General features: G+C 65.9%; 26 protein-coding genes. 14 read left to right on the top strand and 12 right to left on the bottom strand.

Features of this window, described 5'->3' with window-relative positions:
• Positions 1 to 24 precede the first annotated feature (24 nt).
• Entirely contained in the window at positions 25 to 1638 is a 1614-nt protein-coding gene (locus QM615_RS16690) for an alkaline phosphatase D family protein (protein WP_149407508.1), read from the top strand.
• Between the two features lie 9 nt (positions 1639 to 1647).
• Here QM615_RS16690 and QM615_RS16685 read toward each other — a convergent pair whose 3' ends face one another.
• Both QM615_RS16685 and QM615_RS16680 read right to left on the bottom strand, forming a co-directional pair.
• Positions 1648 to 1989: a hypothetical protein gene (locus tag QM615_RS16685; protein WP_121873402.1), complete on the bottom strand. Its 342-nt coding sequence runs from the start codon at positions 1987 to 1989 to the stop codon at positions 1648 to 1650.
• Positions 1990 to 2035: 46 nt separating this feature from the next.
• Positions 2036 to 3676 (bottom strand): GMC oxidoreductase, encoded by a 1641-nt coding sequence (locus QM615_RS16680; RefSeq protein ID WP_149407509.1) that lies wholly within the window; start codon positions 3674 to 3676, stop codon positions 2036 to 2038.
• Positions 3677 to 3808: 132 nt separating this feature from the next.
• Between QM615_RS16680 and QM615_RS16675 the strand changes: the two genes are divergently transcribed.
• Positions 3809 to 4744, top strand: coding sequence for an endonuclease/exonuclease/phosphatase family protein (locus QM615_RS16675; protein WP_121873400.1), 936 nt, complete (start codon positions 3809 to 3811; stop codon positions 4742 to 4744).
• A gap of 10 nt (positions 4745 to 4754) precedes the next feature.
• On the opposite strand, the gene QM615_RS16670 is transcribed toward QM615_RS16675, so the two are convergent.
• Positions 4755 to 5129 (bottom strand): VOC family protein, encoded by a 375-nt coding sequence (locus QM615_RS16670; protein ID WP_149407510.1) that lies wholly within the window; start codon positions 5127 to 5129, stop codon positions 4755 to 4757.
• Positions 5130 to 5222: 93 nt separating this feature from the next.
• Between QM615_RS16670 and QM615_RS16665 the strand changes: the two genes are divergently transcribed.
• A complete protein-coding gene (locus QM615_RS16665; protein ID WP_183130530.1) occupies positions 5223 to 6185 on the top strand; it encodes an MsnO8 family LLM class oxidoreductase in 963 nt (320 codons plus the stop codon).
• On the opposite strand, the gene QM615_RS16660 is transcribed toward QM615_RS16665, so the two are convergent.
• On the bottom strand, positions 6161 to 7078 hold the full coding sequence (locus tag QM615_RS16660; protein WP_121873397.1) for a LysR family transcriptional regulator: 918 nt from the start codon (positions 7076 to 7078) through the stop codon (positions 6161 to 6163). The genes QM615_RS16665 and QM615_RS16660 overlap by 25 nt on opposite strands.
• A gap of 130 nt (positions 7079 to 7208) precedes the next feature.
• Between QM615_RS16660 and QM615_RS16655 the strand changes: the two genes are divergently transcribed.
• Positions 7209 to 8531, top strand: coding sequence for an NAD(P)/FAD-dependent oxidoreductase (locus tag QM615_RS16655; RefSeq protein ID WP_121873396.1), 1323 nt, complete (start codon positions 7209 to 7211; stop codon positions 8529 to 8531).
• A gap of 10 nt (positions 8532 to 8541) precedes the next feature.
• Here the strand turns inward: QM615_RS16655 and QM615_RS16650 are convergent, their stop codons facing one another.
• Genes QM615_RS16650 through QM615_RS16640 form a run of 3 tightly spaced genes read right to left on the bottom strand, consistent with a single transcriptional unit; the run spans position 8542 to position 11050 of the window.
• Positions 8542 to 9192 carry a response regulator transcription factor gene (locus tag QM615_RS16650; protein ID WP_121873395.1) on the bottom strand — a complete coding sequence of 217 codons (651 nt, stop codon included), beginning with the start codon at positions 9190 to 9192 and terminating at the stop codon, positions 8542 to 8544.
• Complete coding sequence (locus tag QM615_RS16645; RefSeq protein ID WP_188078804.1) at positions 9189 to 10439, bottom strand: sensor histidine kinase; 1251 nt, start codon at positions 10437 to 10439, stop codon at positions 9189 to 9191. Before QM615_RS16645 ends, QM615_RS16650 begins: the two co-directional genes overlap by 4 nt.
• A gap of 38 nt (positions 10440 to 10477) precedes the next feature.
• The gene (locus QM615_RS16640) at positions 10478 to 11050 is read right to left on the bottom strand and encodes a hypothetical protein (protein ID WP_183130528.1); all 573 of its coding nucleotides are present in this window, start codon (positions 11048 to 11050) and stop codon (positions 10478 to 10480) included.
• A gap of 162 nt (positions 11051 to 11212) precedes the next feature.
• Between QM615_RS16640 and QM615_RS16635 the strand changes: the two genes are divergently transcribed.
• Positions 11213 to 11413, top strand: a complete 201-nt coding sequence (locus tag QM615_RS16635; protein WP_068053408.1) for a hypothetical protein — start codon at positions 11213 to 11215, stop codon at positions 11411 to 11413.
• 33 nt (positions 11414 to 11446) lie between these two features.
• On the opposite strand, the gene QM615_RS16630 is transcribed toward QM615_RS16635, so the two are convergent.
• The gene (locus tag QM615_RS16630) at positions 11447 to 11971 is read right to left on the bottom strand and encodes a SixA phosphatase family protein (RefSeq protein ID WP_121873604.1); all 525 of its coding nucleotides are present in this window, start codon (positions 11969 to 11971) and stop codon (positions 11447 to 11449) included.
• Positions 11958 to 12500, bottom strand: coding sequence for a GtrA family protein (locus QM615_RS16625; protein ID WP_121873393.1), 543 nt, complete (start codon positions 12498 to 12500; stop codon positions 11958 to 11960). Before QM615_RS16625 ends, QM615_RS16630 begins: the two co-directional genes overlap by 14 nt.
• A gap of 62 nt (positions 12501 to 12562) precedes the next feature.
• On the opposite strand from QM615_RS16625, the gene QM615_RS16620 reads away from it, so the two are divergent.
• On the top strand, positions 12563 to 13756 hold the full coding sequence (locus tag QM615_RS16620) for an MFS transporter (RefSeq protein ID WP_149407512.1): 1194 nt from the start codon (positions 12563 to 12565) through the stop codon (positions 13754 to 13756).
• Between the two features lie 138 nt (positions 13757 to 13894).
• Entirely contained in the window at positions 13895 to 14842 is a 948-nt protein-coding gene (locus tag QM615_RS16615) for a CPBP family intramembrane glutamic endopeptidase (protein WP_269595351.1), read from the top strand.
• Here QM615_RS16615 and QM615_RS16610 read toward each other — a convergent pair.
• Positions 14832 to 15341 carry a GNAT family N-acetyltransferase gene (locus QM615_RS16610; RefSeq protein WP_269595350.1) on the bottom strand — a complete coding sequence of 170 codons (510 nt, stop codon included), beginning with the start codon at positions 15339 to 15341 and terminating at the stop codon, positions 14832 to 14834. The two genes, QM615_RS16615 and QM615_RS16610, sit on opposite strands and share 11 nt — an antisense overlap.
• A 74-nt stretch (positions 15342 to 15415) precedes the next feature.
• Between QM615_RS16610 and QM615_RS16605 the strand changes: the two genes are divergently transcribed.
• The 7 genes from QM615_RS16605 to QM615_RS16575 all read left to right on the top strand — a co-directional run bounded on the left by QM615_RS16605 (position 15416) and on the right by QM615_RS16575 (position 23314).
• A complete protein-coding gene (locus QM615_RS16605) occupies positions 15416 to 17599 on the top strand; it encodes an HNH endonuclease signature motif containing protein (protein WP_283347683.1) in 2184 nt (727 codons plus the stop codon).
• A 151-nt stretch (positions 17600 to 17750) separates the two neighbouring features.
• The gene (locus QM615_RS16600; protein ID WP_269595394.1) at positions 17751 to 18302 is read left to right on the top strand and encodes a biotin transporter BioY; all 552 of its coding nucleotides are present in this window, start codon (positions 17751 to 17753) and stop codon (positions 18300 to 18302) included.
• A complete protein-coding gene (locus QM615_RS16595; protein WP_269595348.1) occupies positions 18299 to 19426 on the top strand; it encodes an AMP-binding protein in 1128 nt (375 codons plus the stop codon). The genes QM615_RS16600 and QM615_RS16595 overlap by 4 nt, the downstream gene beginning before the upstream one ends.
• Entirely contained in the window at positions 19423 to 20574 is a 1152-nt protein-coding gene (locus tag QM615_RS16590) for a thiolase family protein (RefSeq protein ID WP_269595347.1), read from the top strand. The genes QM615_RS16595 and QM615_RS16590 overlap by 4 nt, the downstream gene beginning before the upstream one ends.
• 10 nt (positions 20575 to 20584) lie before the next feature.
• A complete protein-coding gene (locus tag QM615_RS16585) occupies positions 20585 to 21265 on the top strand; it encodes an energy-coupling factor ABC transporter ATP-binding protein (RefSeq protein WP_269595346.1) in 681 nt (226 codons plus the stop codon).
• Positions 21262 to 21879: an energy-coupling factor transporter transmembrane component T family protein gene (locus QM615_RS16580; RefSeq protein ID WP_269595345.1), complete on the top strand. Its 618-nt coding sequence runs from the start codon at positions 21262 to 21264 to the stop codon at positions 21877 to 21879. Before QM615_RS16585 ends, QM615_RS16580 begins: the two co-directional genes overlap by 4 nt.
• Positions 21869 to 23314: an AMP-binding protein gene (locus QM615_RS16575; protein WP_283347682.1), complete on the top strand. Its 1446-nt coding sequence runs from the start codon at positions 21869 to 21871 to the stop codon at positions 23312 to 23314. The genes QM615_RS16580 and QM615_RS16575 overlap by 11 nt, the downstream gene beginning before the upstream one ends.
• On the opposite strand, the gene QM615_RS16570 is transcribed toward QM615_RS16575, so the two are convergent.
• Both QM615_RS16570 and QM615_RS16565 read right to left on the bottom strand, forming a co-directional pair.
• The gene (locus tag QM615_RS16570; RefSeq protein WP_394855307.1) at positions 23218 to 24009 is read right to left on the bottom strand and encodes an acyl-[acyl-carrier-protein] thioesterase; all 792 of its coding nucleotides are present in this window, start codon (positions 24007 to 24009) and stop codon (positions 23218 to 23220) included. The genes QM615_RS16575 and QM615_RS16570 overlap by 97 nt on opposite strands.
• Before the next feature lie 21 nt (positions 24010 to 24030).
• Positions 24031 to 25563: a C40 family peptidase gene (locus QM615_RS16565; RefSeq protein WP_283347681.1), complete on the bottom strand. Its 1533-nt coding sequence runs from the start codon at positions 25561 to 25563 to the stop codon at positions 24031 to 24033.
• Positions 25564 to 25675: the final 112 nt, after the last annotated feature.

Raw genomic sequence — 25675 nt, 5'->3', positions numbered from 1 at the left:
TCCCGGGCGCGAGAGCCTCGAATAATGGTGAGACGGGGTAACGAGATACGGATCGGGCAGGACATCTCCTTGCGGGCGGGGGCCACGCGTCGACAGTTCCTGACCTGGAGTGCGCTGGTGGGGGCGCTGGCGTTCACTCCGGGACTCGCGGGAACGACGGCGAACGCACAGTCCGTGGTGACTCCCGACTATCCGTTCCGTCTCGGCGTGGCATCCGGTGACCCACTGCCCGATTCGGTCGTGCTGTGGACCAGGCTCGCCACCGATCCCTTTGCGCCACTGGGCGGGATGACTCCCGGAGTGGTGCCGGTACGGTGGCAGATCTCGGCGGACGAGCGATTCGCGAGCATCACCCGCGAAGGTATCGAGCTGGCGACCGAGTTCGACGGCTGGTCGATTCACGTCGACGTCCGAGGTCTCGAGCCTGCTCGCGAATACTTCTATCGGTTCCTCGTCGGACCGCATGCCAGTCCGGTCGGACGCACCAAGACTGCTCCGGCACTGGGCCAGCCGCTCAGCAAGCTCGATTTCGCCTGGGCGTCGTGCCAGAAGTGGGAGGACGGCTACTTCGGCGCGTACCAGGACTTGGCTGCGTCGAATCTCGATGTGGTGTTCTTTCTGGGCGACTACATCTACGAGTACGCAATCAAGGACGAGGGCGCACGCAAGGGCGAGCCGCGCACCGATTCGGCTGCCCGAGAAACCATGGTGCTCAGCGACTATCGCGACCGATATGCGCTGTACAAGGCGGACGAGAATCTCGCTGCGGCACATGCGTCGGCGCCGTTCGTCTCGACGTTCGACGATCACGAGGTGGACAACAACTGGGCCTCGCAGATCAGTCAGGACGATGACGACCCGCGAGAGTTCCTGTTGCGCAGAGCCGATGCGTTCAAGGCGTGGTGGGAGAACACGCCGGTTCGCGCGAATCTGAAGCCCGTCGGACCGGACATGACGGTCTATCGCCGGTTCTCGTTCGGAGATCTGGTGGACTTCTCGGTACTGGACACGCGGCAGTACCGCAGCGATCAGGCGCACGGGGACGGCGAGCATGCCCAGGACGCCGAGACGGCTGATCCGTCGCGCACGATCACCGGTGCGGCGCAGGAGAAGTGGATACTCGACGGGTTCGCATCATCGTCGACGTGGAACTTCTTGGCGCACCAGACGGTCATCTCGGACTTGGCCCGTGGGCTCGGCAGCGATCGCAAGGTCGGGATGGACCCGTGGAGCGGCTACGAGGCGTCTCGGCACCGAATTCTGGACGGGGCCAGGGATCGTGGCACGAAGAACGTCGCGTCGATCGTCGGCGACATCCATCGCACGATCGTCTCCGAACTACGCCGCGACTACCAGGATCAGGCGTCGCCGATCCAAGGCGTGGAGATCGCGACCACCTCGATCGCGTCGGGCAAGGACGGTGCCGACGTCGACACCGCCGGTGCGGCCATCGCCGAAGCCTCACCGCACGTCAAGTACGGCAACGCTCGGCGCGGCTATCTCCGCAGCACGCTGACTAACACCGAATGGCATTCGGAGGTAAGGGTTCTCGATGCGGTGTCGACGCCCGGCAAGGCGGTGCGCACAGCCGCGACCGTCACCGTCCCCGAAGGCCGCCCCGATATTCAGCTCGGTTGACGCCAACGGTCACTGACGAATTGCGAACATCGGCATCGCCAGACCGAGCAGCATCACGGTGAACAGGAACCATGCCGCGCCCTGCCAGATCGGCCACGTGCCACCGGCGCGGTAGGACTTGTATCCCAACGTCAGAGCTCCGATTCCGCCGAGGAAGCACACCGCGGGCACCGATGCGGCCAACACGGGGTTCGTGCGGTCGACGACCAGGAATACTGCGGTCAATGCCGCAGCCACCGCCACCACGGCCGCGCAGTATCCCGCCGCTTTGCGAAAGGCTCCGGGATCGCTCCAGCGCTTTTCGACGTCGCGGTCGGCGATGGTGCGTTCGGTCGGATCGTTGACGGGCATACCTGTGGGCTACCCGTTTCGCGCGGGTCTACCCACTTTCGAACGGTCAGCGACCGTCGGCGATGATCTGCGCGACGTTGCGTTCGGCGAGCGCGGTGATGGTCAGCGACGGGTTGGCGGCTCCGGTGCTGCCGGGGATCAACGCACCGTCGACGACGTAGAGCCCGGGGTGGCCCTTCACCCGGCCGTAGCCGTCGGTGACGTCGCCCAGTACCGCGCCGCCGAGGGGGTGGGCGGTGAAGGTGTCGTCGACGTCGCGGGTGAACGGCTCGGCCGCGACGATGGTGCCGCCGGCCTGGGCCATCCGATTCTGCACGGAGCGCAGGGCTTCGACGGTGTCCCGGCTGCCACCCTTGGGCCAGTTCAGCGTCAATCGGTCTGTGGCGGAGTCGAATCCGAAGTTCCCGCGCAGTGGGTCGATGGTCATACCGAGTGAGCCGATGAAACCCAGGTTCATCGGAACGCCCGGGACGTACCAATTCTCGACGGTCAGTGGCAGTCCCGAGTCGTCGACGATGCGTGACGCGCAGGGCGCACCCTGCGGTCCGGCGGACATCGGCCCGAGGGAGCGGGTCATCGATGCGTCGCCGTTGGTGCCCCAGCCGGTGCCGACGAATTCGTTGAGGTTCGACAGCGCTCCGGTGGTGCGGGCGCGCATCAGCAGTTCGGTGGTGCCGATGGATCCAGCTCCGAGGACGAGGGTGTCGCAGGTGAGAGCGCGTGTCTCGACGACGTTGCCGAACGGATCCAGGCGTTCGATCTCGAGGCGGTAGCGGCCGCCGGATTCGGCACCGATCGCCGCGACGCGGTGGCTGTGACATACCGTCGCGCGGCCGGTGGCCTCGGCCTGGGGGATGTAGTTCTGCGTCAGGTCGTGCTTGGCGCCGTTGGAGTTGCCGAAGGTGCTGGCACCGACGGTTGCGGACGGCCTCGAGCGGCCGCCGATCTCGTCGCGGACGACGTTCCAGTTCCAGTTGCCGTCCACTGCCTGGGGGGTGAAGCCTGCCCGCCGGGCGTGGTCGTCCCAGGTGCGCGAGTGTGCGAAGTTCGGGCTGTTGTAGACGTCCTCGGGCATCGGCGACGGCCGGAGCATCGAGCGGGCCTTCGGGTACCAGGTGGCGGCCATCTCGTCGTAGTTCAGTCGTCCGCCGAAGGAGAGGTCGAAGAACTTCTTGTCGGGGGCGATGGTGACGCCGGTGTACACGATCGAGCCGCCGCCGACGGCCGCGCCGCGCCAGACCGAGAGGTTTTCGTAGCGGGTGGTGTCGAGTACGCCGCCGAACAGGTCGACCGGTCCGACGGGCATTCCGGTGATGTTGGTGAACGAGGTCTGTTGCCACAGTCCGCGTCCGTCGGCGGTCATGTCAGCGGTGAAGATCTCGCGCCACGGGTCACGTGGCCAGCGCAGTCCGCGTTCGAGGACGGTGACCTGGGTGCCGGCCTGCGCCATCCGGAGGGCGGCGGCGCTGGCACCGAACCCGGAGCCGATGACGAGTACGGGGGAGTGGTCCGGTGGGCGCGGGGGATCGGCGAACAGCTCGGGGACCAGTGATCGGATTCGTTCGGCACCGATGGGGAGTGCGCCTGCTGTGGCAGAACCCGGCAGTCCGGCTGAGCTCAGGACCGGAGCGGCGGCAGCGCCGAGCATTCCGGCAGCGGCCAAACGCAGCAGTTGCCTTCGATTCACGGAAAACTTCCCCCTAGTGCGTGCGGACAGCGCTGTCGATTGTGTCGTGTTTGCTGCAAGAAAGCGAACACTTCGGTCGGATATAGGGACGGCTCCCAGCTCGGCCTCAGGTTTGCCTGTCACACTCCGCTCATGGTTTCGGGATCGGTGGCTCTGTTACTGCTCTTCGCAGCGGCACTGGGCATCGCAGCGCACCTCGTCGACGCCCGGGGGCAGGCGATGCTCGTCTTCGGTGCTTTGGCACATGTCCTCATGCTCGCCGCCGTGCCCGGCACTGCTCTCGCGGCAGTGGCGTTCGGTTGGTGGGGGTTGGCAGCGGGCGCGGTTGTATCGATGATTGCCGCGGCCACGCAGATTCCTCTGTTCAGGCACCGCTCCCGGACGACGGTCGAGGCATCGAGTCTGACGGTGTTGCACGCCAACATCTGGCTGGGGCAGGCCGATCTCGACGCGTTGGCAGCGCTGGTCGTGCAGTACCGACCCGACGTGCTCACTCTCGTCGAACTGACGCCGGAGGCCGACGCCCGTCTGCGCCCGAGACTGTCCGGCTCGTTGCCGCACGCGCACGTCAGTGCAGCTCCCGGCGGCGAAGGCGGCGGAATCTACAGCCGCTTCCCGCTCGTCGACCAGCGCAGGCACGACGGTTTCGTGACAGAACTGCTCTCCGCGCGGGTGGAGATGCCGGGCCGGCCGCTGGTGTTCGCGGTCCATCCGGTGCCGCCGTGGCCGCGGGAGCCGTCGGAGTGGGTACGTGAGCTGGGGTTACTGCGCCAGCTGTTGGCCAAGATCCCCGTCGACGACGGTCCCGTGGTGGTCGCGGGCGACTTCAACGCGACGCAGGATCATCGGCGGTACCGGGATCTGCAGGACGGCCGGTTCGTCGATGCCGCGGTGGCCACCGGGGCGGGCATGCTCAGGACGTACCCGGCGCATACCTGGTACCCGCCGGTGATCGCCATCGACCATGTTCTGGTGGCAGACCTGGCCGTTCGATCGGTCGAAGCCGTGACGATTCCCGGTTCCGATCACCGCGGCATCCTGGCCCGGCTGGCCTTCGGTCAGTCCTAGATCCGGCGAGTCAGGACTCTGCGGGCAACTGCTGCACCGACCACTTGTTGCCGTCGGGGTCGGCGAAGTACACGAACGTGCCCCAGCCCTCGTCCTTGGGCGGATCGATGGTCAGGCCCGCCGACGTGAGGTGCTCGTAGGCCTCCTGGACGTTGTCCACGACCATCAGAATCCCGGCCCTCTTGCCCGGCTCGGCGTCGGTGATGCCCTCGCCGATCGCGATGGAGCAGGCCGAACCCGGCGGAGTGAGCTGGACGTACCGGATGCCGTCCCAGGGGCGGGCGTCATGGTCGGCGTTGAAGCCGATCGAGGTATAGAAGTCCTTGGCGCGGTCCACGTCGGTGACGGCGAGGGTGACGAGTTCGATCTTCATGGTGAGGTTCATGGATACAGACTGACCGCTATTGCGGACATATTCGGTCCGCAGTGGACGAGCACTTCGAGAAATATGCCCGACGCCTCGTCGGTTGTTCCAGCAGTGTTGCTTTCACTCCTCGACAGATCCCGCACTCGAACCGGTTTCGACGACGCCTCGGCGTTGCGCCATACCGTCGAGCGGGCAGTGCATGCGGAGAAGATCGGGCTGCATCGGTTCTGGGTGGCCGAGCATCACGGCGTCCCCGGAATCGCGTCGGGCGCGCCTGCGGTTCTCGCCGCGGCGGTGGCGTCGCGCACCTCACGCATTCGCGTCGGATCCGGCGGGGTGATGCTGCCCAATCATCAGCCGCTGGTCGTGGCCGAGCAATTCCTGATGTTGGCGTCACTCTTTCCCGGCCGGATCGATCTGGGTGTCGGCCGTTCCCTCGGTTTCACCGAACCGGTTCGGGCAGCATTGCGCAGTGAGCGGACCGACACGTTCGAAGCCGATATCGCCGAATTGCGTTCGTATCTGGATGGTTCGGGCCCGGTGACGGCCCGGCCGGCTGTGTCTTCTCCGCCGGTGTTCGTCCTCGCCACCGGAGCAGGCCTCGAGGTGGCCGCCCGCGCTGGTCTTCCGGTCGTTGTCGGTGGACCGGTATTGCAGCAAGACGATCCATTGGCGCTCTATCGCAAGCACTTTCGGCCCACGCCCGCGAATCCCGAACCGTACGTGATCGTGTCGTTGGACGTGACCATCGCAGCGGACGCCGCCGATGCCCGCAGGCTCGCCGTCCCGGAGGCATGGGCGATGGCCAGGTCCAGACGCGAGGGCGAGTTTTCGGCTCTCGAACCGGCGTCGGCGATCGATGAATCGCAATGGACGCCGCAGACGCGGAACCGAATCGAGGCGTCGTTGGCGTCGAGCATCCTGGGTACGGCCGGGCAGGTCCGTCCGCGGCTGGAGGAGGTAGTCGAGCGCACCGGCGCGAACGAGATCATGGCCTCGACGTCGACGTACGATCGCGCCGAATTGTTCGACGCCGATGCCGCGTTCGCTCAGCTCGCCGGAGTGGCGGGTTGAACCGGTGCCGTGGGTTTGACAGGTGCCGTCGCGGCCAGAGCCGCCACGAGGTCGCGTTGAATGTCGGTGGCGGGCACGGTCGCGTCGACGACGGCCGATACCGGTAGCCGAAGCCTCCGGTCGGCCTCGGTGCAGAAGACCAGGCCGGTCTTGGGGGTGCTGTCGGCGGTGCTGGCGTACAGGATGGACCAGCATTGCGGGTTCTTGAGGAGTTCGGCGCTGGCGGTGTGGTCGGACGCCACGGGTGGGCCGAAGCTCAGCGGCAGTCCGCTGCGTTTCATCTCGCGCTCGATCACCCGGTGCAGCAGGATCTGCTCGCTCCGTTTGGGAAGTAGCAGGGGGTAGCCGGCGAGCTGGCTCAGGCTCGGGTTGTCCTCACCCGCCAGCGGATGGCCCTCGGGGAGGACGACGACGAGGTCCTCGGTCCACAGCTCGGTCACGTGCAGACCGGAGCGTTCGACGCTGCCGCGGATCAGCGCCACCTGGCAGTCGCCGGACGTCACCGCTTCGATCTGTTCTGCGAATCGTTTCAGGACGAAGTCGATCTCGGCGTCGGGATGGCGCTCGCGGACCGCGACGATGGCGGAGATGGCGTTGGCTGCGAATGTCATGTTTCCGGTCAGGCGCAGTTGATTCCGCCTTCGGGTCGTCAGCGCCAGGGCGGACTGCTCGAGCTCCACCATGTGCCGGGCGATGGAGACCAATTGTGCTCCGACAACGGTCAATCGGACGGTACGAGAGGTCCGCTCGAACAGGGGCTCACCGATTTCTCGTTCCAGCTTGGAGATCTGCAGGCTGATCGCCGATTGCGAGACGTAGCAGCGTTCGGCAGCGCGAGAGAAGTTCAGTTCCTCCCCGACCGCGAGGAAGTACTTCAGCTGCCGCAGTTCCATGCTGCCATTCAATCATGAGTTCTGCTCATAGATGCTATTTCAACTTCCGCGTTGATAGAGCTTCGCGGTCGGAGTTTCATGGAGGTAGTTCTTCGTAGAGGGAAAGACTCGAGCCGAAAAGGAAAGTGCTGTGCAAACGTACGACGTCGTCATCGTGGGATCGGGATTCGGAGCATTGGCCGCCGCCAAGTCTCTGGGCAAGGCCGGTGTGACGTTCTCGCTGATCTCCAGCACCACCGAACACCTCTTTCAGCCGCTGCTCTATCAGGCCGCCACCGGAATGCTCTCGACGGGCGAGATCGCCCCTCCGATCAGGCGCATCCTCGCGCAGTACGACTCCGCCGACGTGCGTCTCGGACGCGTCGTCGATGTCGATCCCGACGCTCACCAGGTCACCTACGTCGGTGCCGGGCAGAACCACACCATCGGCTTCGGTCGTCTCATCGTCGCCACGGGTGCCACGCAGGCGTACTTCGGCCGCGACGAGTTCAAGGACCGCACGTTCGCACTCAAGACCGTCGACGACGCGATCGCTCTGCGTGAGCAGATCCTGAGTTGCTACGAAACCGCGCACCTGACAACCGATCCGGCCGCTCGCAAGGAGTTGCTGAGCTTCGTCGTCGTCGGTGCAGGCGCGACGGGTGTCGAATTGGCCGGCCAGATCAGGGATCTCGCGCACCGCTACTTCGCCGGATCGTTCCCGGACATCGACCCGAGCGATGTCACGGTCACCCTCGTCGACGGAGTCAAGGAAGTGCTGCCCGCATTCGGCGGCAAGCTCAGCGCGTACGCCCGCACGAAGCTCGAGAAGTCGGGCGTCGACGTCGTCACCGGTGCCATGGTCACCGACATTGCCGACGACGTCGTCACGGTGCAGGATGTCGACACCAAGACGTCGCGGACGTACCCGGCCAAGACGGTCATCTGGTCGGCGGGAGTGCAGGCCAGTGATCTGGCGTCGACCGTCGCCGAGCGCACCGGGTGCGAGACCGACCGTGCCGGAAGGCTTCTCGTACACGACGATTTGACGGTCGGTTCGGCGAAGGACATCTACGCGATCGGCGACGTGACGTCGTTGAACAAGCTCCCCGGTCAGTCGCCGGTGGCTATGCAACAGGGCAGGCACGTCGCCAAGATGATCATCGGCAAGGTCGATGCCGGGACGCCGTTCAAATACACCGACAAGGGCAGCATGTCGATCGTCGGCCGATTCAGTGCTGTGGCACGGCTGTTCGGCAAGGTCGACATGTCGGGCCCGATCGCCTGGCTCATGTGGCTGGCCGTGCACCTGATGTACCTGGTCGGCTTCCGAAACCGCTACGTCGCGGTGGTGTCGTGGATGACCTCGTACATCGGCGACAAGCGACCGCACTTCCAGTACACCGACCACTCCGCTTCGCTGGTAGAGCACACCAGCGAGACTGCTGACGAAGACGAGCGCAGAGCGGCCTAGTTGTAAAGACCTACGTCGCAATGCCGTTGCGGTAGGCCCAGATCACCACGTGCACTCGGGTGTTGACGTCGAGCTTGCGGCAGATGTTGCCGACGTGAGTCTTCACCGTGCTCTGTTCGAGTTGCAGGGCCCGGGCAATCTCGTTGTTGCCCAGGCCCTGCGCCAACAGTTGCACCACTTCCATTTCGCGCAGACTCAGGTCGTGTTGCGGTGCAACGGTAGTGGCTCGACTCGGACTGCCCCGGCGAGCGAACTCTGTCATCAAGCGCGGGGTCAGTCTGGGGGAGAGGACCGATCCGCCGCCGGCGACGGTGACCACCGCGTCGGCGAGTTCGTCGGGATCGGTGTCCTTGAGCAGGAAGCCGGACGCTCCACTGTCGAGAGCTGCGAACACGTACTCGTCGAGGTCGAACGTGGTGACGACGATGACGCGAACGCCGTCGAACTGCGCCAGTATCTCGCGCGTGGCGGTCAGCCCGTCGCCGTTCGGCATCCTGATGTCCATCAGTACGACGTCCGGTCGCAATGCCGACACCTGGTGCACGGCATGTTTTCCCGAGCTCGCGTGCCCGACGACCTCGATGTCGGGATGGCCGGCCAGAAATAGCTCGAATCCCTGCCGAACCACCGGTTGATCGTCCGCGATGAGTACGGTGATCATGCCGGCACCTCCAGTGGCCGAGAGATTTTCCCGCCGATGGGCAGTCGAGCGCGCACGGTCCACGTCGCTCGGTCGCCGGACAATCCGGCATCGAGGGTGCCGCCGAGCAGTGCTGCCCGCTCCCGCATTCCCGGAATTCCGAATCCCTGACCCGAGGGCTCGTCCGGTTCGGAGCTGCCCGAGGTGATCGTGTTGGTGACGGTCACCTCGATGGCCGAGGATCGATTCGATACCTCAACGCGCACATCGCAGTTCGGCGCATGACGTCGGGCATTGGACAGCGATTCCTGAACGATGCGGTAGCACGTCAGTTGCACGGCGCTGTCGGTATCGTCGCTGTCTGCCACAATGCTCATCTCGATGCGCCCGAACGATATTCGTGACTGTTCGATCAGTTCGGCGATATCGGAGATCATCGGCTGCGGAGCACTGTCGGTGTCGAAGCTACTGTCGGTCGTGTCGCTCGGGCGCAGGATTCCGACGATCTGACGCAGGCTGTCGAGGGTGCGCTGGCCGTGTCCGATTGCGCCGGTGATTAGTTCGCGTGCCTGCTCGGGGTTGCTGGTGATGAGCGTCCTCGATGCCTTGGCCTGGATGAGCATGCCTGTCAGGTGGTGAGCCGCGACGTCGTGCAGTTCGCGTGCCATGGTCTTCCGTTCGTTGTCCAGTGCCGCGTTCAGCCGTTGCCGGTGTTCGATTTCGGCTCGGCCGAGAGCAGCCTCGCTCTCGAGTTCCTGCGCCCGTCCGCGTGCGATGTACTTGCCCAGTGCGATGAGCACCGTGTAGTTGATGGCGAGGTTCGCGATCTGCTCGACGACCACGCCGATCGTGCCACCGGGGCCGGTGTCGACGCTGACAGCGATTTCGAGGATCAACCCGACGGCGATGGGGGCGAACAGGCGTGGCCCGGCCACCCGAATTGCCAAGGCGGCGATGGCGAACCAGTACAGCGGGGTGAACCCGAGAGTCCGGTCCGGCAGAACGAGAATCAGTGCGATGCTGATGGCCACCACCGACAAGTATGCCGTGACCGGAAAGGATCGGCGCACGCACGTCACCGCGGTCATCGCCAGCAGGGCAACGACACTCGCCGCGATCAGGGGTGGGCTGCTGACGAGTTCGTCTCTCGTGTCACCGACCATGCCCGTCGAGAGTTGGAATCCGGCGTAGACGAGTGTGGCCAGGAGCATCTCGATCGGCAGCACCATGGGATTGCGCGGCCGCCAGGACGGGCGAAACGTGCGCACTACGCGGTGAAAACCCCGTATCCGGGAATCACCCAGCATCAGAGTCGACCTTCTCCTGCCACATCTTTCGAGCTCGAATTCTTCTTACCGACCACCCACAGCGGCCCGGTGACGAACCAGAAGAATGTGATGACGCCGAGAGGCTGAATCACGGTCTTCAGCGCTGCTGCCTGCTCCGAGTCTGCCACGGTGTAGGCCAATGCGTAGGTGATCGCCAGCGCGATAGCGGCAGCGGCCAGCCACTTCACGAATCCTCGGATCTCGTTGCGGTAGGCCTGTGGACCGGTCTTCGGGGGCTTGACCGGTGCGGGTCCGCCGGCGAATCGGTGCGCGAAGCGCACGTCGAGCCAGGCCACCGTCGAGTGCGCGAACACGACGGTCCAGCCGAGGTAGATACCGGCGAGGCGATGCGCGAATTCGACGTCTCCGCCCCGGTGCAGATCGAGCGCCACGGCCGCGATCAATACGATGTCGAGGACAGGGAGCAGGGCGAGCGTGATCGTGCTGGCGCGTCGCATGCGTGCCACGTAGCGCAGGCACAGGCCGCCGATCACCAGAACCCAGAAGCCGACCTCGCAGATCGCGATCGTGAGCAGAATCGGATTGTTCATGGCCCTGATCTCACCGCAGCCGATGCGTGCGCGATACCCCTGCGGAGGCGTCGTACCTGGTGGTTCGGCCGAAGGTACGACGCTGCGCTCCACCAAAAGTCGTAGCTGACCGCGCTACTGTGGAAGTACGCATACAGGACATACGAAACCCGGGAGTCGACGATGGCAGGCAAGAAGATCGACAGAGTGCACGCACAGTCCGCGTTGGAGACGGTTCGCGAGAATCCCGGCATCGCGTTGATCGCCGCCGCGCCCGCGTTGGTGGTGCTGGCGTTGGTGTGGTGGCTGCTCGGGTTCCCCGCAGCGTTGATTCTGCTGATCGCAGCAGGCGGTGCCGGCTACCTCTACCTCAGGAACCGCTGACTACCGATAGCACTGACTACCGACCAGCCCTGATCACTGCTCGGCGCGGGGGATGCAGAACTCGGTGATGGTGGCCGAGCCTGCGGCCAGTTCTGCCCAGGACGCCTCGGTGGTCAGCACTGCGATTGCCGAGGTGGGGAAGCGGTGTCGCACCTCTCGGGCCAGGTCGGTGTCGTCGTCTGCCGCCAGTTCGAGTGCGGTCCAGGGTATTCCGGGCTCATGCCCGACGACCAGCAAGGTGGATACCGTCACGTCGTCGAAGTAGGTGTCGGCCAGCCGAATTTCGTCGATGATCTCGTCGGCGGATCCGCCGTAGATGTCTCGCTCGAAGCGGGTGGGAGCGCCATCCAAGCCGGTGGCGGCCAGGGTTTCGCGGGTGCGCAGGGCCGTCGAGCACAGCACTGCGTCGACTCTGCCGACGTGCTCGGCAATCCAGGCTCCGGCGAGTGCCGCCTCGCGTTGGCCGCGGGCGGCCAGGGGTCGTTCGTGATCCGGTACTCCGTCGGGGTAGCCGGATTTGCCGTGCCGCATCAGCACGAGGGTCCTAGTGGTCGCCATGCCGTCCACCGTAAACGGTCAGGGCGACTGGATCGGGGAGAACGTCCACCTGCTCCGGGAAGACGAACTTGCGCATCGCCCACCATCGGAATGCGGTTGCCAACAACGTGCCGATGATGGATCCGCTGACGAAGTCGGCGATGTTCTCGGTGAGGAAGGACACGTTCGGCGACCGCAGATCCAGCATGTAACTCGACACCCACAGCGGTAGCTGGTTGATTGCCAGGCCGGTTCCGGCAACGGCGAAGAACAGCGCTGCTTCGTGGTGACGTCGTCGTCCGCCGCGCGCAGTGAACGACCATTCCCGGTTGAGGATGTACGACACGATCGTCGCGATCAGCACGGCCAGAACGTTCGCTGTCACCGGCTTGTCCTGCAGGATCGTCCACTTCAGACCGAAGAACAGTACGACGGTGACAACGAAGGTGATCGCTCCGACGATGAGGAACTTGAGGGCCTCGGCGTGCTTGACGAGGGGCTCGAGCCAGCGCTGGGGAACGTGGTCGGTGAGGCGGTCGGACACATGCATCCCATCGACGTTACCTCGAGTAACGGATCCGGCCGGCTCGCGAACGATAGGCTCGCAGCGATATGACTAGCGCCCGGCTGTCCGTTCTCGTCGTCTTCTTCGTCAATGGAGCGGTGTTCGCCAACTGGGCTCCGCGCATTCCGGAGATCCAGCGGTCGCTGTCGATCGACGTTGCCACCCTCGGCCTCGCGCTGACCGGAATCGGTCTCGGCGGGCTGGCTGCCGCGCCTGTCGCAGCTGCCTTGGTCCGACGCTTCGGCAGTCGGTGGGCGATTCTCGCCTCGGGTCTGTCGCTGTGTGCGGCGTTCGTGCTGCCTGCGGTGGCTGTGTCGTGGTGGACGCTGTTGGCGGCGCTGGTGCTGCTCGGCGGGGCAGACGCAGTGATGGACATTTCGATGAACGCGCAGGGCGTCCTCGTCGAGGAACGCGCGGGGAAGTCGCTGCTGAGCAGCTTTCATGCCGCATGGAGTGTCGGTGCCGTCGTCGGGGGAGTGACCGGCGCGGCCGCGGCCGGTATCCGGATGCCGGTGGTAGCGCACTTCGCTCTGATCGCGGTGGTGCTGATGCTCGCTCTCGCTGCCGTCGGCCGGGGTCTGGTGGGTCCGGAATCGGTGGCGCGCGTCGATCACGAAGACCGAGCGCCGGGGCCCGTTCTCGTCCGGCCGACGGCTGCACTGGCCCTGCTCGGGGCCGTGGTGCTGCTCGCCGGGCTGATGGAGGATTTCCCGCAATCGTGGAGCGCTGTCTACATGACGACGGAAGAGGGTGCGGGCCCGGGTGCGGCCGGTATGGCGTTCGTTGCGTTTTCGGCCGCGATGCTGATCGGCCGGTTGGTCGGGGACCGGATCGTCGATCGGTTCGGACCGTCGGCGGTGCTGACCGGAGGCGCGTCACTGGTGGCGGGGGCGTTCCTCGTCATCTTGGGTCTGTCGCTTCTGGCCGCGGATCTACCGGTCCTGGTCATCGGTGCGTTCGCGGTTGCCGGCCTGGGTGCGAGCCCGCTGTTTCCCATCGTCTTCAGCCTGGCCGGGCGGCTTCCCGGTGTGTCCTCGGCAGCGGCCATCTCGATCGTCTCGCTCGTCTCTCGGATCGGATTTCTCGTGGCTCCCTTGGTCGTCGGTCGCGTCGTGGATGCGTCGGGCTTCGGATCGGTGTTGGGTGCCATTGCCGCGGCGGGCGTCGTCGTCGCGGTGATCGGGTGGTACTACGGCCGCAGATTCCCCGTCGACTCGGCTCAGGAGCGCGGCTCCAAGTAAGTACGCAACAACCGCCGCACCTCGTCGGCCGTGAGTGCTCCGCCGGCTCGTATCGCCAGGACGGTACTGAATTCTCGGCCCGGGCGTGATAGACAAGCTGTTCGGCGGTGCTGTATCGAGCGGAATGGTGGTGGCCTGGTGACGACCGGTGTCGACGCGGGGCTTGCTGAGCGCTCGCCTCGGCGTGGTCTGACCGCTGCCGGTACCGCCGTCATCGTCCTGGGTTTGGTGGCCGGTTGGGTCGTCGTCTACTTGGTCGGCCTGATGGGTGCGCTGTGGCGTTTCCGTGAGCCCGACGCGCCGGCCCCGATTCTGTCGATAGGGGATCAGTGGGCCGATCTCGCTGTCGGCGCGGCGCAGGTGTTGGTGGGTGCCGTCGCGATCGCCATCGTCTGGTTCGTTCGGCGTCGGAAGCTGCCTACGGTGTGGCCGGCCCGCAGTGGGACCGCGTTCGAGGCTGCGCTCACGTGGTGTGCCGCGATCGGTGCCGCTTCTGCTTCGCTGCTCGTGTTGTCGCGGTTGGACATCGTCCGATTCAGCTTCTCGATCCCGGCCTCGGTCGAGTCCGATTGGCTCGCAGTGGTTTCCGCTCTCGTCGTGGGTCTACGGGAGGAGCCGATCCTGGTCGCGTTGCCGGTGCTGCTGCTCGTCGGCCGAGTCCCGATCTGGGCGATCATGGCGTTGTCGGGCACGATGCGGGGCCTCCTCTACATGTACTTCGGCGGAGGCGGTTTTCTGTGGGCACTGTGCTGGGGTGCCGCGGCGGTCTGGGTGTTCTACCGCTACCGACGACTGTGGGTGTTGATCGCCATCCACGGATTGGTGATGAACATCCAGGTGTTCGATCGCGTGATTCCGTCCGAGAATGCGGCGACAGTTCTGCAGTGGGTCAACATTCTGATCCTGTTCTCGGCGCTGCTGTGGTGGATCACTCCGCGTGCGCTGGAAGCTTTCCTGCCGAACACGGTGGCCGTTCGGTACGGCGATTCGACCGTCGAGACGACTCCGATGGTGGCCGAGGTGGTACTGAACCCCGAGAAGCTCGATCCCGACGAGTCCAGACGAGAACCGCCGGTCAAGCCCTGACCATCCGGGCTTCGAGGCACTCCCAGAGCGGGTCGAACTTCTCGGTGCCGTCCAGCTCGAACCGATGCTTGCGGTAGAACGCCACCGCGCGATGGTTGGCCGCTGCCACCCACAGATATGTGGATGCCTCCCGGTCGATCACGGTGGTCCTGAGTTCTGTCGCGACGCCCGTGCCGTGGTGCTCGGGCACAACGTTCAGTGACCACAGTTCGGTCGGTGCCGGCGGATTTTCGTCGCGTGGTGGGCCGCCGGTGGCGAAACCGACGATGCGTGAATCGCTGGTGTCGACGGCGCATCGGGTGCGCACACCGCGGCTCGACTGCTCGTCGAGGCGGGCGATGATCTGCTCCCATCGTTCGATGCGATCGCGAGGGCGTATCGCATCGAGCTTGGCGCTGTTCATCATTCCCGCGTACGTCGCCTTCCAGATCGCCACGTGCGCTGCGCCCAGCTGCTCCTCGTCGCCCGGGCGGATGTCGCGGATCGTGTAGCTGGCCACCGTTGCAGTTATACCGATACGACTCGAATTGTTCTCGGATTTTCTTGTCGTACCCCTCTCGTATCATCGAATTCATGTTCGATACCGGGGGGTGGGGAGCGGCGGAGACGCCGCCGGTCGATGACTGCATCGCGGGGTTTCTCGACGTCATCGCACTCAACCGTGTCAACGAGAATCTCGCTCGGGCAGCGACCGTGCTCGCCTACAGCGACGTGCTCGAGATGCGCCTCGAGGCAGCCGAAGCTGCCGGTGGAGATCCGGGCGAGACAGTCCGCGGTGCCCTGTGCGATCTGGCCGTGACGATGACCGGAACGCGCCGCGATGCGTCCGTGGTGCACGACGTCGCCGAGCGTCTGCATCGAATGCCGTTGACTGCCTTGCGTTTCGTCACCGGCAGCTTCGACTGGTCGACGGTGGTCACCATCACCTCGGTGCTGCATCGTGCCAGCGACGAGACGATCGCGAAGATCGAGTACGAGGTGTGTGCGGCGGGTGGCCGGATGCGTCCGCAGGCGCTGCGTAATCGGATCTGGCGGCTGTGGATGAAGGCCGACCCGATCGGTGCCGCAGCTGCCCGTGAGACCGCGAAGTCCGAGGAGGTCGGCGTGCGGATCGACCGCACCGGTCCGGGTGGGATCGCGTCGCTCATTGCGAAGATTACAGATCTCGAAGCGGCAGAGGCGGATGCGCTCATCGTCGAGATCGTCGGGACGGTCTGCAAGCGCGACCCACGATCGACGGGCACACTTCGGGCCGCGGGTCTGATGGCGTTGCTGCACGGCGAGCATTCACTGGCGTGCCAGTGCGATCGCGGCGACGACTGCCCGGTGGCAGGCGCTGTCGACGACATTCCTCCTCGGCGCGGGCATCTCCTCCAGATCGTGGTGGCTGTGGAGACATTGCTGGGACTGTCCTCGGAGCCTGCAACCCTCCCCGACGGGACGCCCATCGACCCCGAAGTGGCGCGCATCGTTTCCACGGATGCCAAGTGGCAGGCACTGCTGACCGAGCTGGTCGAGATGCTGAAGCCGGAACAGAGAAACACGGGCGACGACGGATCGAACGATGACAGCCGAAACGGTGACAGCCCTGATACCAATGGGCTGGACGGTGGCACCGAAGGCGGCCCTGACGATGGCGGTCCTGACGACGGCGGCCCTGACGACTGCGGTCCTGACGGCGGCGGCCCGGATGGCGATGGCCCTGACGACGGCGGTCCTGACGGGGGCGGCCCGGATGGCGATGACCCGGATAGCGGTGGTCCAGACGACATTGGCCCCGATGGCGGTGGTTCGGGCGGCCGCGGTTCTCCCAACGGCGGCAGCGGCGGCACCACGGGCACCCCTGACGGCCCGGCATCGGAACGCCCCGGCAGTCGCTCGCACTCCGGCCCTGACCAAACCGGCTTCCGCAGCGGCGATGGGCTGGGTATGCAGTCGAGTTCGTTCGGACCGTTCCCTACGGCGGTGCCGTCGTTGTTGCGTCGGGTGGTCGGCATTGGTCGGGTACGAGGTGCCGCCCAGCTTCCGTCCGCGCGTCTCGGGGATGCCCACTGCCTCCCACCTGCAGTCCCGCTACTGGGGGAGGAGTCTGTCCGCGATGGGCTCGTCGCACGGTGGCTTGCATGGATTGCCGAACGGCCCGAGCGTGCTCGCGGCATCTTTCCCGACGGTCATGGCGGCGAGTCCGCTCCGTCGCGGTCTGCGGTGACGTATCGGCCCGGTGCCCGCGTCGCGGCGTTCGTTCGGGCTGCCTATCGCACGTGCACTTTCCCGAACTGCGACGTGCCGGCGGCCCGGTGTCAGATCGATCATCTGGTTCCGTTCGATCACGACGATCCCGAGCGGGGCGGCTGGACGATCGTGACCAACCTTCAGCCGGTGTGCGTGTTCCATCATCAGGCCAAGACCTCGGGGGCGTGGTCGGCGGTGATGCTCGCAGGCGGCGCGATTCTGTGGTCGAACTCGCTCGGTCTACGCAGAGTCACGTTGCCGGAGTTGTCGATCGCGACTCCCCGCGCATCCCGCCGACGGCGAAGGGTCTCGTCGAGGCCGGGAGCGAGCCTGCTCGAACCCACCCGCTGGGAGCTCGAGTACAGCGGGTGTGCACCACCGACTCTGGACGACTGTCGTTCTGCGACAACGGGTATCGACCGAAAGAAGTTGGCGGAGAAGCGACGGTCCTACCTGGAACACTGTCGCGTCGTTCATGCACGCGTTCGATACGACCGCACCCGATACGACCCTCCGCCCTTCTGAACCACACCCGTGCCGGTGTGGCACAGGCCGCTGGCCTGCTACCTTGAACGCCGTTCAAGTTTCTGGGGCAGGTCACCGCCCCACTCCTCGAGGAGCCACCGTGTCAGATGTCGACAGCAGTACCCGCCAGCCGAGCCGTAAGGTCAGCCGAATGAACGTCTCCGCCCGCGACATGGCGCAGATCGCAGTGTTCGCAGCACTCATCGCCGCGCTCGGTCTGCCGGGATCGATCACAGTCGGGTTCTCGGGCGTCCCCATCACCCTGCAGACCCTCGGCATCATCCTGTCGGGCGCGATCCTCGGACCACGCAAGGGCACGGCCGCGGTCCTGGTGTTCCTCGCCCTGACGATGATCGGCCTGCCGCTGCTGGCCGGAGGACGCACCGGTCTCGCCGCCATGGCCGGGCCCACCGTCGGCTACCTCGTCGGCTGGATACCGGCCGCGTTCCTGATCGGCCTGCTCACTGCGCGCATCCTGCCCAAGTACTCGATCGCGCTAGGCCTACTGATCAACGCCGTCGGCGGAATCGTGGTCGTCTACGCGTTCGGCATCATCGGACTCGTTCTGCGCACCGACGTCGGACTCTGGGCCGCCGTCACCTCCAACGGACCGTTCCTGCCCGGCGACATCGCGAAGGTCGTCGTCGCCACCGTCGTCGCCAAGAGCGTCCATCGCGCGTACCCGGGCCTGATCAAGGCGTGAATCTGACGCTGGGAGGTCGAGGCCGCGACAACGACACCGCCATCTCCTGGGCGGGTCGCACACTCACCTACGCCGAACTCGACGCAGCCGTCGAGCAGTGGCCTCACCTCCCGGTGCACGGCGCTCGATTTCACGACGCATCAGCACTGGAGCTGCCGGACGCGTTGATCTGCGTTTTCGCGGCAGCCAGGCAGGGCAGTGCTGTCCGGGTCGAGGATCCGGGCGCCCGTCCCGAGCGCCCTGCGCATATCGATCCCGACGCGTTCCTGCTGGTGGCAACCTCGGGCTCCACCGGCCGGCCGAAACCGCTCGCTCGCACGGCCGCGTCGTGGGTAGACAGCTTCCCCGAGTTCACCGACATATCCGATATCCGCCCGACCGACACCGTGCTCATAACCGGACCGCTGCACGCCACGATGCACCTGTTCGCCGCGGTGCACGCACTGTGGCTGGGGGCATGCGTCACCGACGATCCCGCGCAGGCCACTGCTGTCCACGCGGTGCCCGCGGTACTCCGTGACGTCCTCTGCCGGATGCCTCATGCCCGGATTGCCGTCGCTGCCGGAGCCGGCCTCGATGATGCTGCCGCGCAGACGATCTCGGCGCAAGGCGTCAGGCTGGTCGAATACTACGGCTCGGCGGAGTTGTCGCTGGTGGCGGCGAGGGTGGTGGGCGAACAATCGTCGCTGAGGCTGCTCCGGGATGTCGAAGCACGCACCGAGGACGGGCACCTGTTCGTTCGATCGCCGTACGCCGCGCTGGGTGCGCGCGATTGGTTCGGCGTCGGTGATCTGGCCGAACTGAACGGCTCCGAACTCCTCGTCTACGGCCGCGGAGATGCAGCGATCAACGTGGGCGGAACCACCGTCATCGCCGAGGACGTGGAAAGCATCCTGACCGGGCTCGACGGCGTCCGAGCTGCGGCAGCAATCGGCACACCGCACGCGGTTCTCGGCGAAACGGTCTCAGCCGTCATCGAACTCGACGGAACCCGCGACCTCGACCTGGTGCGCGCCGACGCTCGCGCAATCATGGCCAAGGAGGCGCTGCCGCGACGCTGGACGGTGGTGCAGCAGTTGCCCCGCACCGCGAGCGGCAAGATCGCCCGAAGGGCCCTGCTGTGAATGTGTCTGCTTCGAACAGCCCAGTCATCGTTGCGGGCAAGCGTTCGGCAATCGGTATCGCCGGGCACGGCTTCGCCGATGTCACCGCCCCGAACCTCGCCGCGCCCGTGCTGAAAGCTGTTGCAGCAGAGATCAGCTCGCTCGACATTCCCATCGACGACGTGATGCTCGGCAACTGCCTCGGTCCCGGCGGTGATGTCGCACGGGTCTCGGCGCTGCTCGCGGGCCTCGGTGTCGGAGTTCCCGGAGTCACCGTCGATCGGCAGTGCGGATCCGGGCTCGACGCAGTGGCGCAGGCCGCGTCGCGCATCCGCAGCGGTGAAGAGACGCTGATACTGGCCGGTGGCGTCGAATCTGCCAGCACCAGCCCGTGGAGGTTCTGGCCACCGGTCGACGGCGAAGAACCTATCCGCTACACCCGAGCGCCGTTCGCTCCGCACGGCTTCGCGGACCCGGACATGGGTGTGGCAGCCGACAACCTCGCGCGAATCCGCGGTATCGGGCGCGAACGCCAAGATGCCTACGCTGCACGGTCGTTCGCGCGCGCGGCGGCCTGCGACTTCTCGGCCGAAATCGTCAAAGTGAACGAGGTCGCAACCGACGAGCGCATCCGCCCAAACATGACCGCCCAGCGACTCGGCAGACTGCGTCCCACATTCACCCCAGCCGGCACGTTCACCCCAGCCGGCACGGTGACCGCGGGCAACTCGTGCGGAATATCCGACGGCGCAGCGGTTCTGGCCATCACCACCGCCGAGCGGGCGGCCGGGATGCCGGCGTTGCGCATCCTCGGCAGTGCCGTCGCAGGGTCCGACCCGGCTCTTCCCGGGCTGGGTCCGGTGCCGGCGATCGAGAAGCTGCTCGCCCGCACCGGGGTGGGCCTCGCCGACATCGACACCATCGAAATCACCGAGGCTTTCGCGTCGGTCGTGCTCGCGGTCTCGGATGAATTGGGTCTCGACGAGGACCGCATCTGCCCGCAAGGTGGAGCCATAGCGATGGGGCATCCGTGGGGAGCTTCAGGCGCAATTCTGCTGGTACGGTTGGCCTCTCGAATGCTGCAACCCGGGGGTCCGGCACTGGGCCTGGCGGCCTGCGCCATCGGCGGCGGGCAGGGAATAGCGATGCTGGTGGAACGAGCGACATGAGCAGGGTCATATGAGCACAATCAAGTTCGAGAACATTTCGCACTCGTTCGGAGAACGGCAGGTGCTGCACGGCATCGATCTCGAGTTCGACGAGCGCCGGATCGGCATCATCGGCTCCAACGGTTCCGGCAAGTCGACGCTCGCGCGGATGATCAACGGTCTGATCAAACCCGATACGGGCCGTGTCACGGTCGACGGTATCGACGCCGCCAAGAAGGGCGCGCAGGTACGCAAGAAGGTCGGCTTCGTGTTCACCGATCCAGATTCGCAGATCGTGATGCCCACTGTCGCCGAGGATCTCGCGTTCTCGCTGCGCAGGTCCGGGTTGAACAAGGCCGAGGTGGCCGAGCGGGTGGAGGAGATTCTGGTCCGCTTCCGTCTCGATCAGCACCGCGACCATCCGGCGCATCTGCTCTCCGGTGGACAGAAGCAATTGCTGGCGATCGGTGCCGTCCTCATCCGACGACCGGAGGTGGTCGTGGCGGACGAACCGACCACGCTGCTGGATCTGCGGAACGGACGCGTCGTCGCGCAGGCTCTGGATTCGATGGATCAGCAAGTCATCGTCGTGACCCACCAACTGGCCCTGCTGGACAGCTTCGAGCGCGTCATCGTCATCGACGACGGCCGCATCGCGTTCGACGGCACCCCCGCCGCCGCGGTCCCGGCCTATCGGGAGCTGATCGGATGATCGGTCTCTACCGGCCCGGTACCTCGCTGCTGCACCGGATGAGCCCGGGATCGAAGCTGCTGGCGCTGATCCTCGCGATCCTGGGGACGGTGATCTTCGCGCGCACTCCGCTCGAGGTCGCAGCGGTAGCGGTACTGGTCGCGGCATTGTTCGCGGTGGCTCGCATTCCAGCGAAAGTCGCACTGGCGCAACTGCGTCCGGTGCTGTGGATGCTGCTGATCATCGGCGTCTTCCAGGTGATAATCACGACCTGGCAGCGCGCCGTCGTGGTGTGTGGGGTGCTGGTGATCTCCGTTGCACTGGCAGCTCTCGTCACCCTCACCACCCGCGTGACCGACATGCTCGATACCGTCACCCGAGCGCTCGGCCCCGTCCGCCGCTTCGGCGTCGACCCGGATCGCATCGGGCTGCTGCTGGCCCTGGCCATCCGATGCATCCCTCTGCTCGCGTCCATCGTCCAAGAGGTGTCACAGGCGCGTAAGGCACGCGGACTGCAGTGGTCGATGACGGCACTGGCAACGCCGGTTCTGGTGCGGGCCCTTCGCACCGCCGACGCGATGGGAGACGCCCTCGTCGCGCGCGGCGTAGATGATGACGGTGACGATGACGAGTGAACTCCTCGCCGCCCGGATAGCGCGGCATTTCGACCGCTCCGAGGCAGCCGTGGTCGACGCGACCGGGGCGATCACCTACCGCGAATTCTGGGACCGGGTGACGCGTGCGGCGTCCGCAGTGGCAGGGATGCGTCGCATCGCGGTTCTGCCGACGTCGGACATCGGGTCGTTGGTGGTCGTCGTCGCGGCGATGCATGCCGGGGTGAGTGTCGTTCTGCTGCATCGGCATTTGTTGGCTCCGGAATTCGCCGATGTCGTGGCGGTCTGCGAGCCCTCGCTGATTGTCGCGCACCCGCGTCAGCACGCGAGAGTGCACGGTTGGGGTGCAGTCGACGTGTTCGCACCCGAGGACATGGCTGCCAAGACAACCGCCGCGCCCACCCCCACACCGGATTCCGAGTTGCTCGTGGGCGTCACTTCGGGAACCACCGGTCCGCCCAAGTTGTTCGTGCGGAATCAAGCGTCGTGGGCGGCGACGCTGGATCGCTCCGATGCCTTGTTCGATCTCGGTCCGGGAGATCGGGTGTCCGCACCGGGCACTCTCGATCACACGCACTTTCTCTACGGCGCACTGCACGGGCTCACCCGCGGGGCGACGGTCGACCTACGAGGGCCCACGGCAGCTCTCGAAGGTGCTGCGACACATCTGTATTCGGTCCCGACCATTGCGTGGGACATCGCTCGCTCGGGAGTGCGATCGAACAGTGTCCGTGAGGTGCTCTCGTCCGCGGCGCGGTGGGCGGAGCCGGGGAGGGCCGCTCTGGCGGCGGTACTTCCGAATGCGGCGCTGACACATTTCTACGGGGCGTCCGAGCTCAGTTTCGTTTCCTACGACCGAAGCGAAATCGAAGGCACCGAGGTCCGCGGTCAGCTGTTCGACGGGGTCGAGGTCGAGATCAGGGACGATCTGCTCCACGTCCGCAGTGACATGCTGTTCGACGGCTACCTGAGCCGAGTGGGAGGCCACATGACCCTGACGAACGGGCCGGTCGAAGGGTGGATGACCGTCGGCGATCGCGGCAGTGTCGAAGAGGGCCGACTGACCTTGCACGGCCGCGGCAGCGAGACGATCGTCCGGGCCGGTCTCACGGTGGAGTTGACCCCGATCGAGGCGGCCCTGCTCGCAGTTCCCGGTGTGCTCGAGGCTGGGGTGGTCGGGTTGCCCAACGACAGAACCGGTGAGGAACCTGCTGCCGCAGTTGTTGTGGCGCAGACCGATTCGATATCCGTGGCTCGGATTCGCCGCCACCTGCGCACCGTGCTGCCGGGGCCGAGCCTGCCGGTGGTGATCGCCGTCGTGGACGCTCTTCCGCGTACGCCGCGCGGCAAGCTCGACCGTCAGGCTCTGGCGGCAACCTTGGCCACGGTGCGGACCGTGGGCTCGCCGGATGCTCCGGTGACGACGAACCAGACGGTCAACGCGCCGCCCTCGTAGCGGTGGCGCAGAGTGACGCGTTCACCCGCCAGTACCGGGCTCAGGTATTCGATGACGGCGCGGTGCGGCGACGCGGCCAGCTCGGGCACGTCGACCAGCAACTCCTCGATCGCGTGCCAGTAGACCGCATTGTTGAGGTGGTCGAACGGATCGATATCGGTTGCGCGCAAGGGGAACTGCACATCCGTGGTCGATTCGGCCGGCACCGGCTCGGTCAGCCATGCCTTCCATCGCAACCGGTGTTGATCGGTGGTTCGCGCCAGCATTTCCAGGGCACCGTCGCTGATGCGGGTCGGCATCCCGGTGTCCTTGCTGATGTTGATCCAGAAGCCCTCGGTCTCGATGCGCCCACCCTTCGGTGTCGTCAGTGCCACGCGCATGTTCGACCACCGCGTCGACATCGACGAACACCAACGCCGCATGTGTACTCGGTCCGGGAAATGGATCGGCTCGAAGACGTCGATGACGGTGCGCCGCACGATCCACATGGGATCCGTCTTGCCCAGGGGAGTGGCGTCGAGGTTGTCCGTACCGATGTCCTGCAGGTAGCGGGCAACGCCGTCGAACCGTAGTCGGTTGTTCGGATCGATGTCGCCGGTTCGCACCGGCCAGTCGGTCTCGAAACCCTCACCGGGCGGCGGCTCCGGTGCCAGTTCGTCGTCGAATCCTGCCGGTTCCACACGTGCATTGGTCACGTCCGCACTGTACGCGCGCACCTACACGATGTGACGGGCGCGCATACCGTCGAACACCGGTGCCACGCGCACCACGTCGCCGCGTTGGGGTGCGTGGACCATCTGGCCGTTGCCCATGTAGATCGCCACGTGGCCCGGCCCGGCCGGCCCGAAGTTACCGAACAGCAGATCGCCCGGTTGCGCCATTTCCATCGGAATCTCGGTGCCCACGTTCCACTGAGTTTCCGAGGTTCGGGGCAGCGTCACCTTTCCGCCCGAGGCCTTGTAGAGGGCATACGACGTCAGACCCGAGCAGTCGAATCCGCCGCCGGACGGTCCGTTGATGTTGCCGCCGCCCCACACGTACGGAAGTCCCAGATAGTCCATCGCCAACTGCACCGATCGGCCGCCGATTCCGGTGAGGTCGAGTCCGGCGAACGGGGTCAGGATGGCGGCGAACTGCGTTTCGGTCGCCCGGATACGAGAGACGTACGGCTTGGTCTGCGTCTCGTAATCGAATGTGCCAGAGGGCATACCGCCCGATCGCAGCACCGCTCCCGCGCCGGCGTTGTACCCGGCCAGGGTCAGATCCAAGGTGTCACCGGACACCTTGCCCTCGCGCTTCCACCCGTCGACCTGCCCGTAGATGTCGCACAGCAGTGTGCCCGACGCCATCACCGAATCACCGATGCTGTTGACGTCGGTGACACCGTTGCCGTCGTAGTCCTTGCCGTAGGTCGCCCAGGTTCCTGGCATGAACTGCCCTGGCCCCTGCGCGCCGGTGCTCGAGACCGGAGCAGTGGGGCCGTGCCGAAAACCGTTCTCGGCGGCATACAGTGCCGCGATCGTGGTCGCTTTGACGCCGCCGCAGATGTTGCCCGCCTTCTGCAGCCACGGCACGAAGGCGGTGATCGCTCCCACGGCACCCAAGCCGATCGCGCCCACGTTGATGCCGGTGAACGTGGCGGGTTGACCGGGAAACAGCGCACGCCTGATGGCCTCGGCCGACGCCATGAACGCGGTCTGGGTGGCGATATCGGCGGCGGTGTACGTACGGCCGGCGAATTGAACGGCACCGGCCCCGAGCGCGGCTGCAGTGGTGGACACCGCATTCGACGACCCAGCGCCCGAGGAGAACACACTGAACGGCAGTGGCGCGCTGGGTACCGCCGCAGCGAGAGCGGCAGGAGCGGCGGTAACAACATCTGTCGCCGCCGCAGCAGGATCGGTGGCACTGGCCGGATCAGCGGTATCGGCTGCTTCTGTGTCCACTGCTTCGATGTCTTCCACCGTCGGCAGATCGGGGAGCATCGGTTCGGCGGCGGTGTGCAGGCCCTCGGCGGCGTCGGAGAGGGTGCGGTCGGCGATGTCGGCGGCCGGTTCGGGCATGGTGCCCAGTAGTTCGGTCCACTGATCGCTCATCGTCTTCGCCTGATCTTCGGCGTTGGCGGCAATGTCTGCCGCCTGGTCCTGCACCGCCTGATCGGGAATCGGAGCCGGGGCGTCGGTTCCGGCGACTACACCGGCGGCGGACACGATGACGGCAACGATGACTGCGAATGGATCGCCTGCCATGTATCGACTCCTGCTACTCGAACGATCTTCCCCGAGCCAGGAGCTGTGATCAGTCTCACTCGGGTGCTGCACCCATCATGCACGGTGCAGACGTTCGACTCATGAGATTCGC

Source organism: Rhodococcus sp. IEGM 1341 (assembly GCF_030056895.1).
Lineage (GTDB): Bacteria > Actinomycetota > Actinomycetes > Mycobacteriales > Mycobacteriaceae > Rhodococcoides.
Note: the sequence above shows the minus strand (reverse complement) of the source record. Positions and strands in the feature narration are given on the sequence as shown.

Coding starts and splice junctions, on each gene's coding strand:
- QM615_RS16690 (WP_149407508.1), top strand. CDS start 25: ATGGTGAGACGGGGTAACGAGATACGGATCGGGCAGGACATCTCCTTG.
- QM615_RS16685 (WP_121873402.1), bottom strand. CDS start 1,989: ATGCCCGTCAACGATCCGACCGAACGCACCATCGCCGACCGCGACGTC.
- QM615_RS16675 (WP_121873400.1), top strand. CDS start 3,809: ATGGTTTCGGGATCGGTGGCTCTGTTACTGCTCTTCGCAGCGGCACTG.
- QM615_RS16670 (WP_149407510.1), bottom strand. CDS start 5,129: ATGAACCTCACCATGAAGATCGAACTCGTCACCCTCGCCGTCACCGAC.
- QM615_RS16660 (WP_121873397.1), bottom strand. CDS start 7,078: ATGGAACTGCGGCAGCTGAAGTACTTCCTCGCGGTCGGGGAGGAACTG.
- QM615_RS16650 (WP_121873395.1), bottom strand. CDS start 9,192: ATGATCACCGTACTCATCGCGGACGATCAACCGGTGGTTCGGCAGGGA.
- QM615_RS16640 (WP_183130528.1), bottom strand. CDS start 11,050: ATGAACAATCCGATTCTGCTCACGATCGCGATCTGCGAGGTCGGCTTC.
- QM615_RS16635 (WP_068053408.1), top strand. CDS start 11,213: ATGGCAGGCAAGAAGATCGACAGAGTGCACGCACAGTCCGCGTTGGAG.
- QM615_RS16630 (WP_121873604.1), bottom strand. CDS start 11,971: ATGGCGACCACTAGGACCCTCGTGCTGATGCGGCACGGCAAATCCGGC.
- QM615_RS16625 (WP_121873393.1), bottom strand. CDS start 12,500: ATGCATGTGTCCGACCGCCTCACCGACCACGTTCCCCAGCGCTGGCTC.
- QM615_RS16620 (WP_149407512.1), top strand. CDS start 12,563: ATGACTAGCGCCCGGCTGTCCGTTCTCGTCGTCTTCTTCGTCAATGGA.
- QM615_RS16605 (WP_283347683.1), top strand. CDS start 15,416: ATGTTCGATACCGGGGGGTGGGGAGCGGCGGAGACGCCGCCGGTCGAT.
- QM615_RS16600 (WP_269595394.1), top strand. CDS start 17,751: ATGAACGTCTCCGCCCGCGACATGGCGCAGATCGCAGTGTTCGCAGCA.
- QM615_RS16585 (WP_269595346.1), top strand. CDS start 20,585: ATGAGCACAATCAAGTTCGAGAACATTTCGCACTCGTTCGGAGAACGG.
- QM615_RS16580 (WP_269595345.1), top strand. CDS start 21,262: ATGATCGGTCTCTACCGGCCCGGTACCTCGCTGCTGCACCGGATGAGC.
- QM615_RS16575 (WP_283347682.1), top strand. CDS start 21,869: ATGACGAGTGAACTCCTCGCCGCCCGGATAGCGCGGCATTTCGACCGC.
- QM615_RS16565 (WP_283347681.1), bottom strand. CDS start 25,563: ATGGCAGGCGATCCATTCGCAGTCATCGTTGCCGTCATCGTGTCCGCC.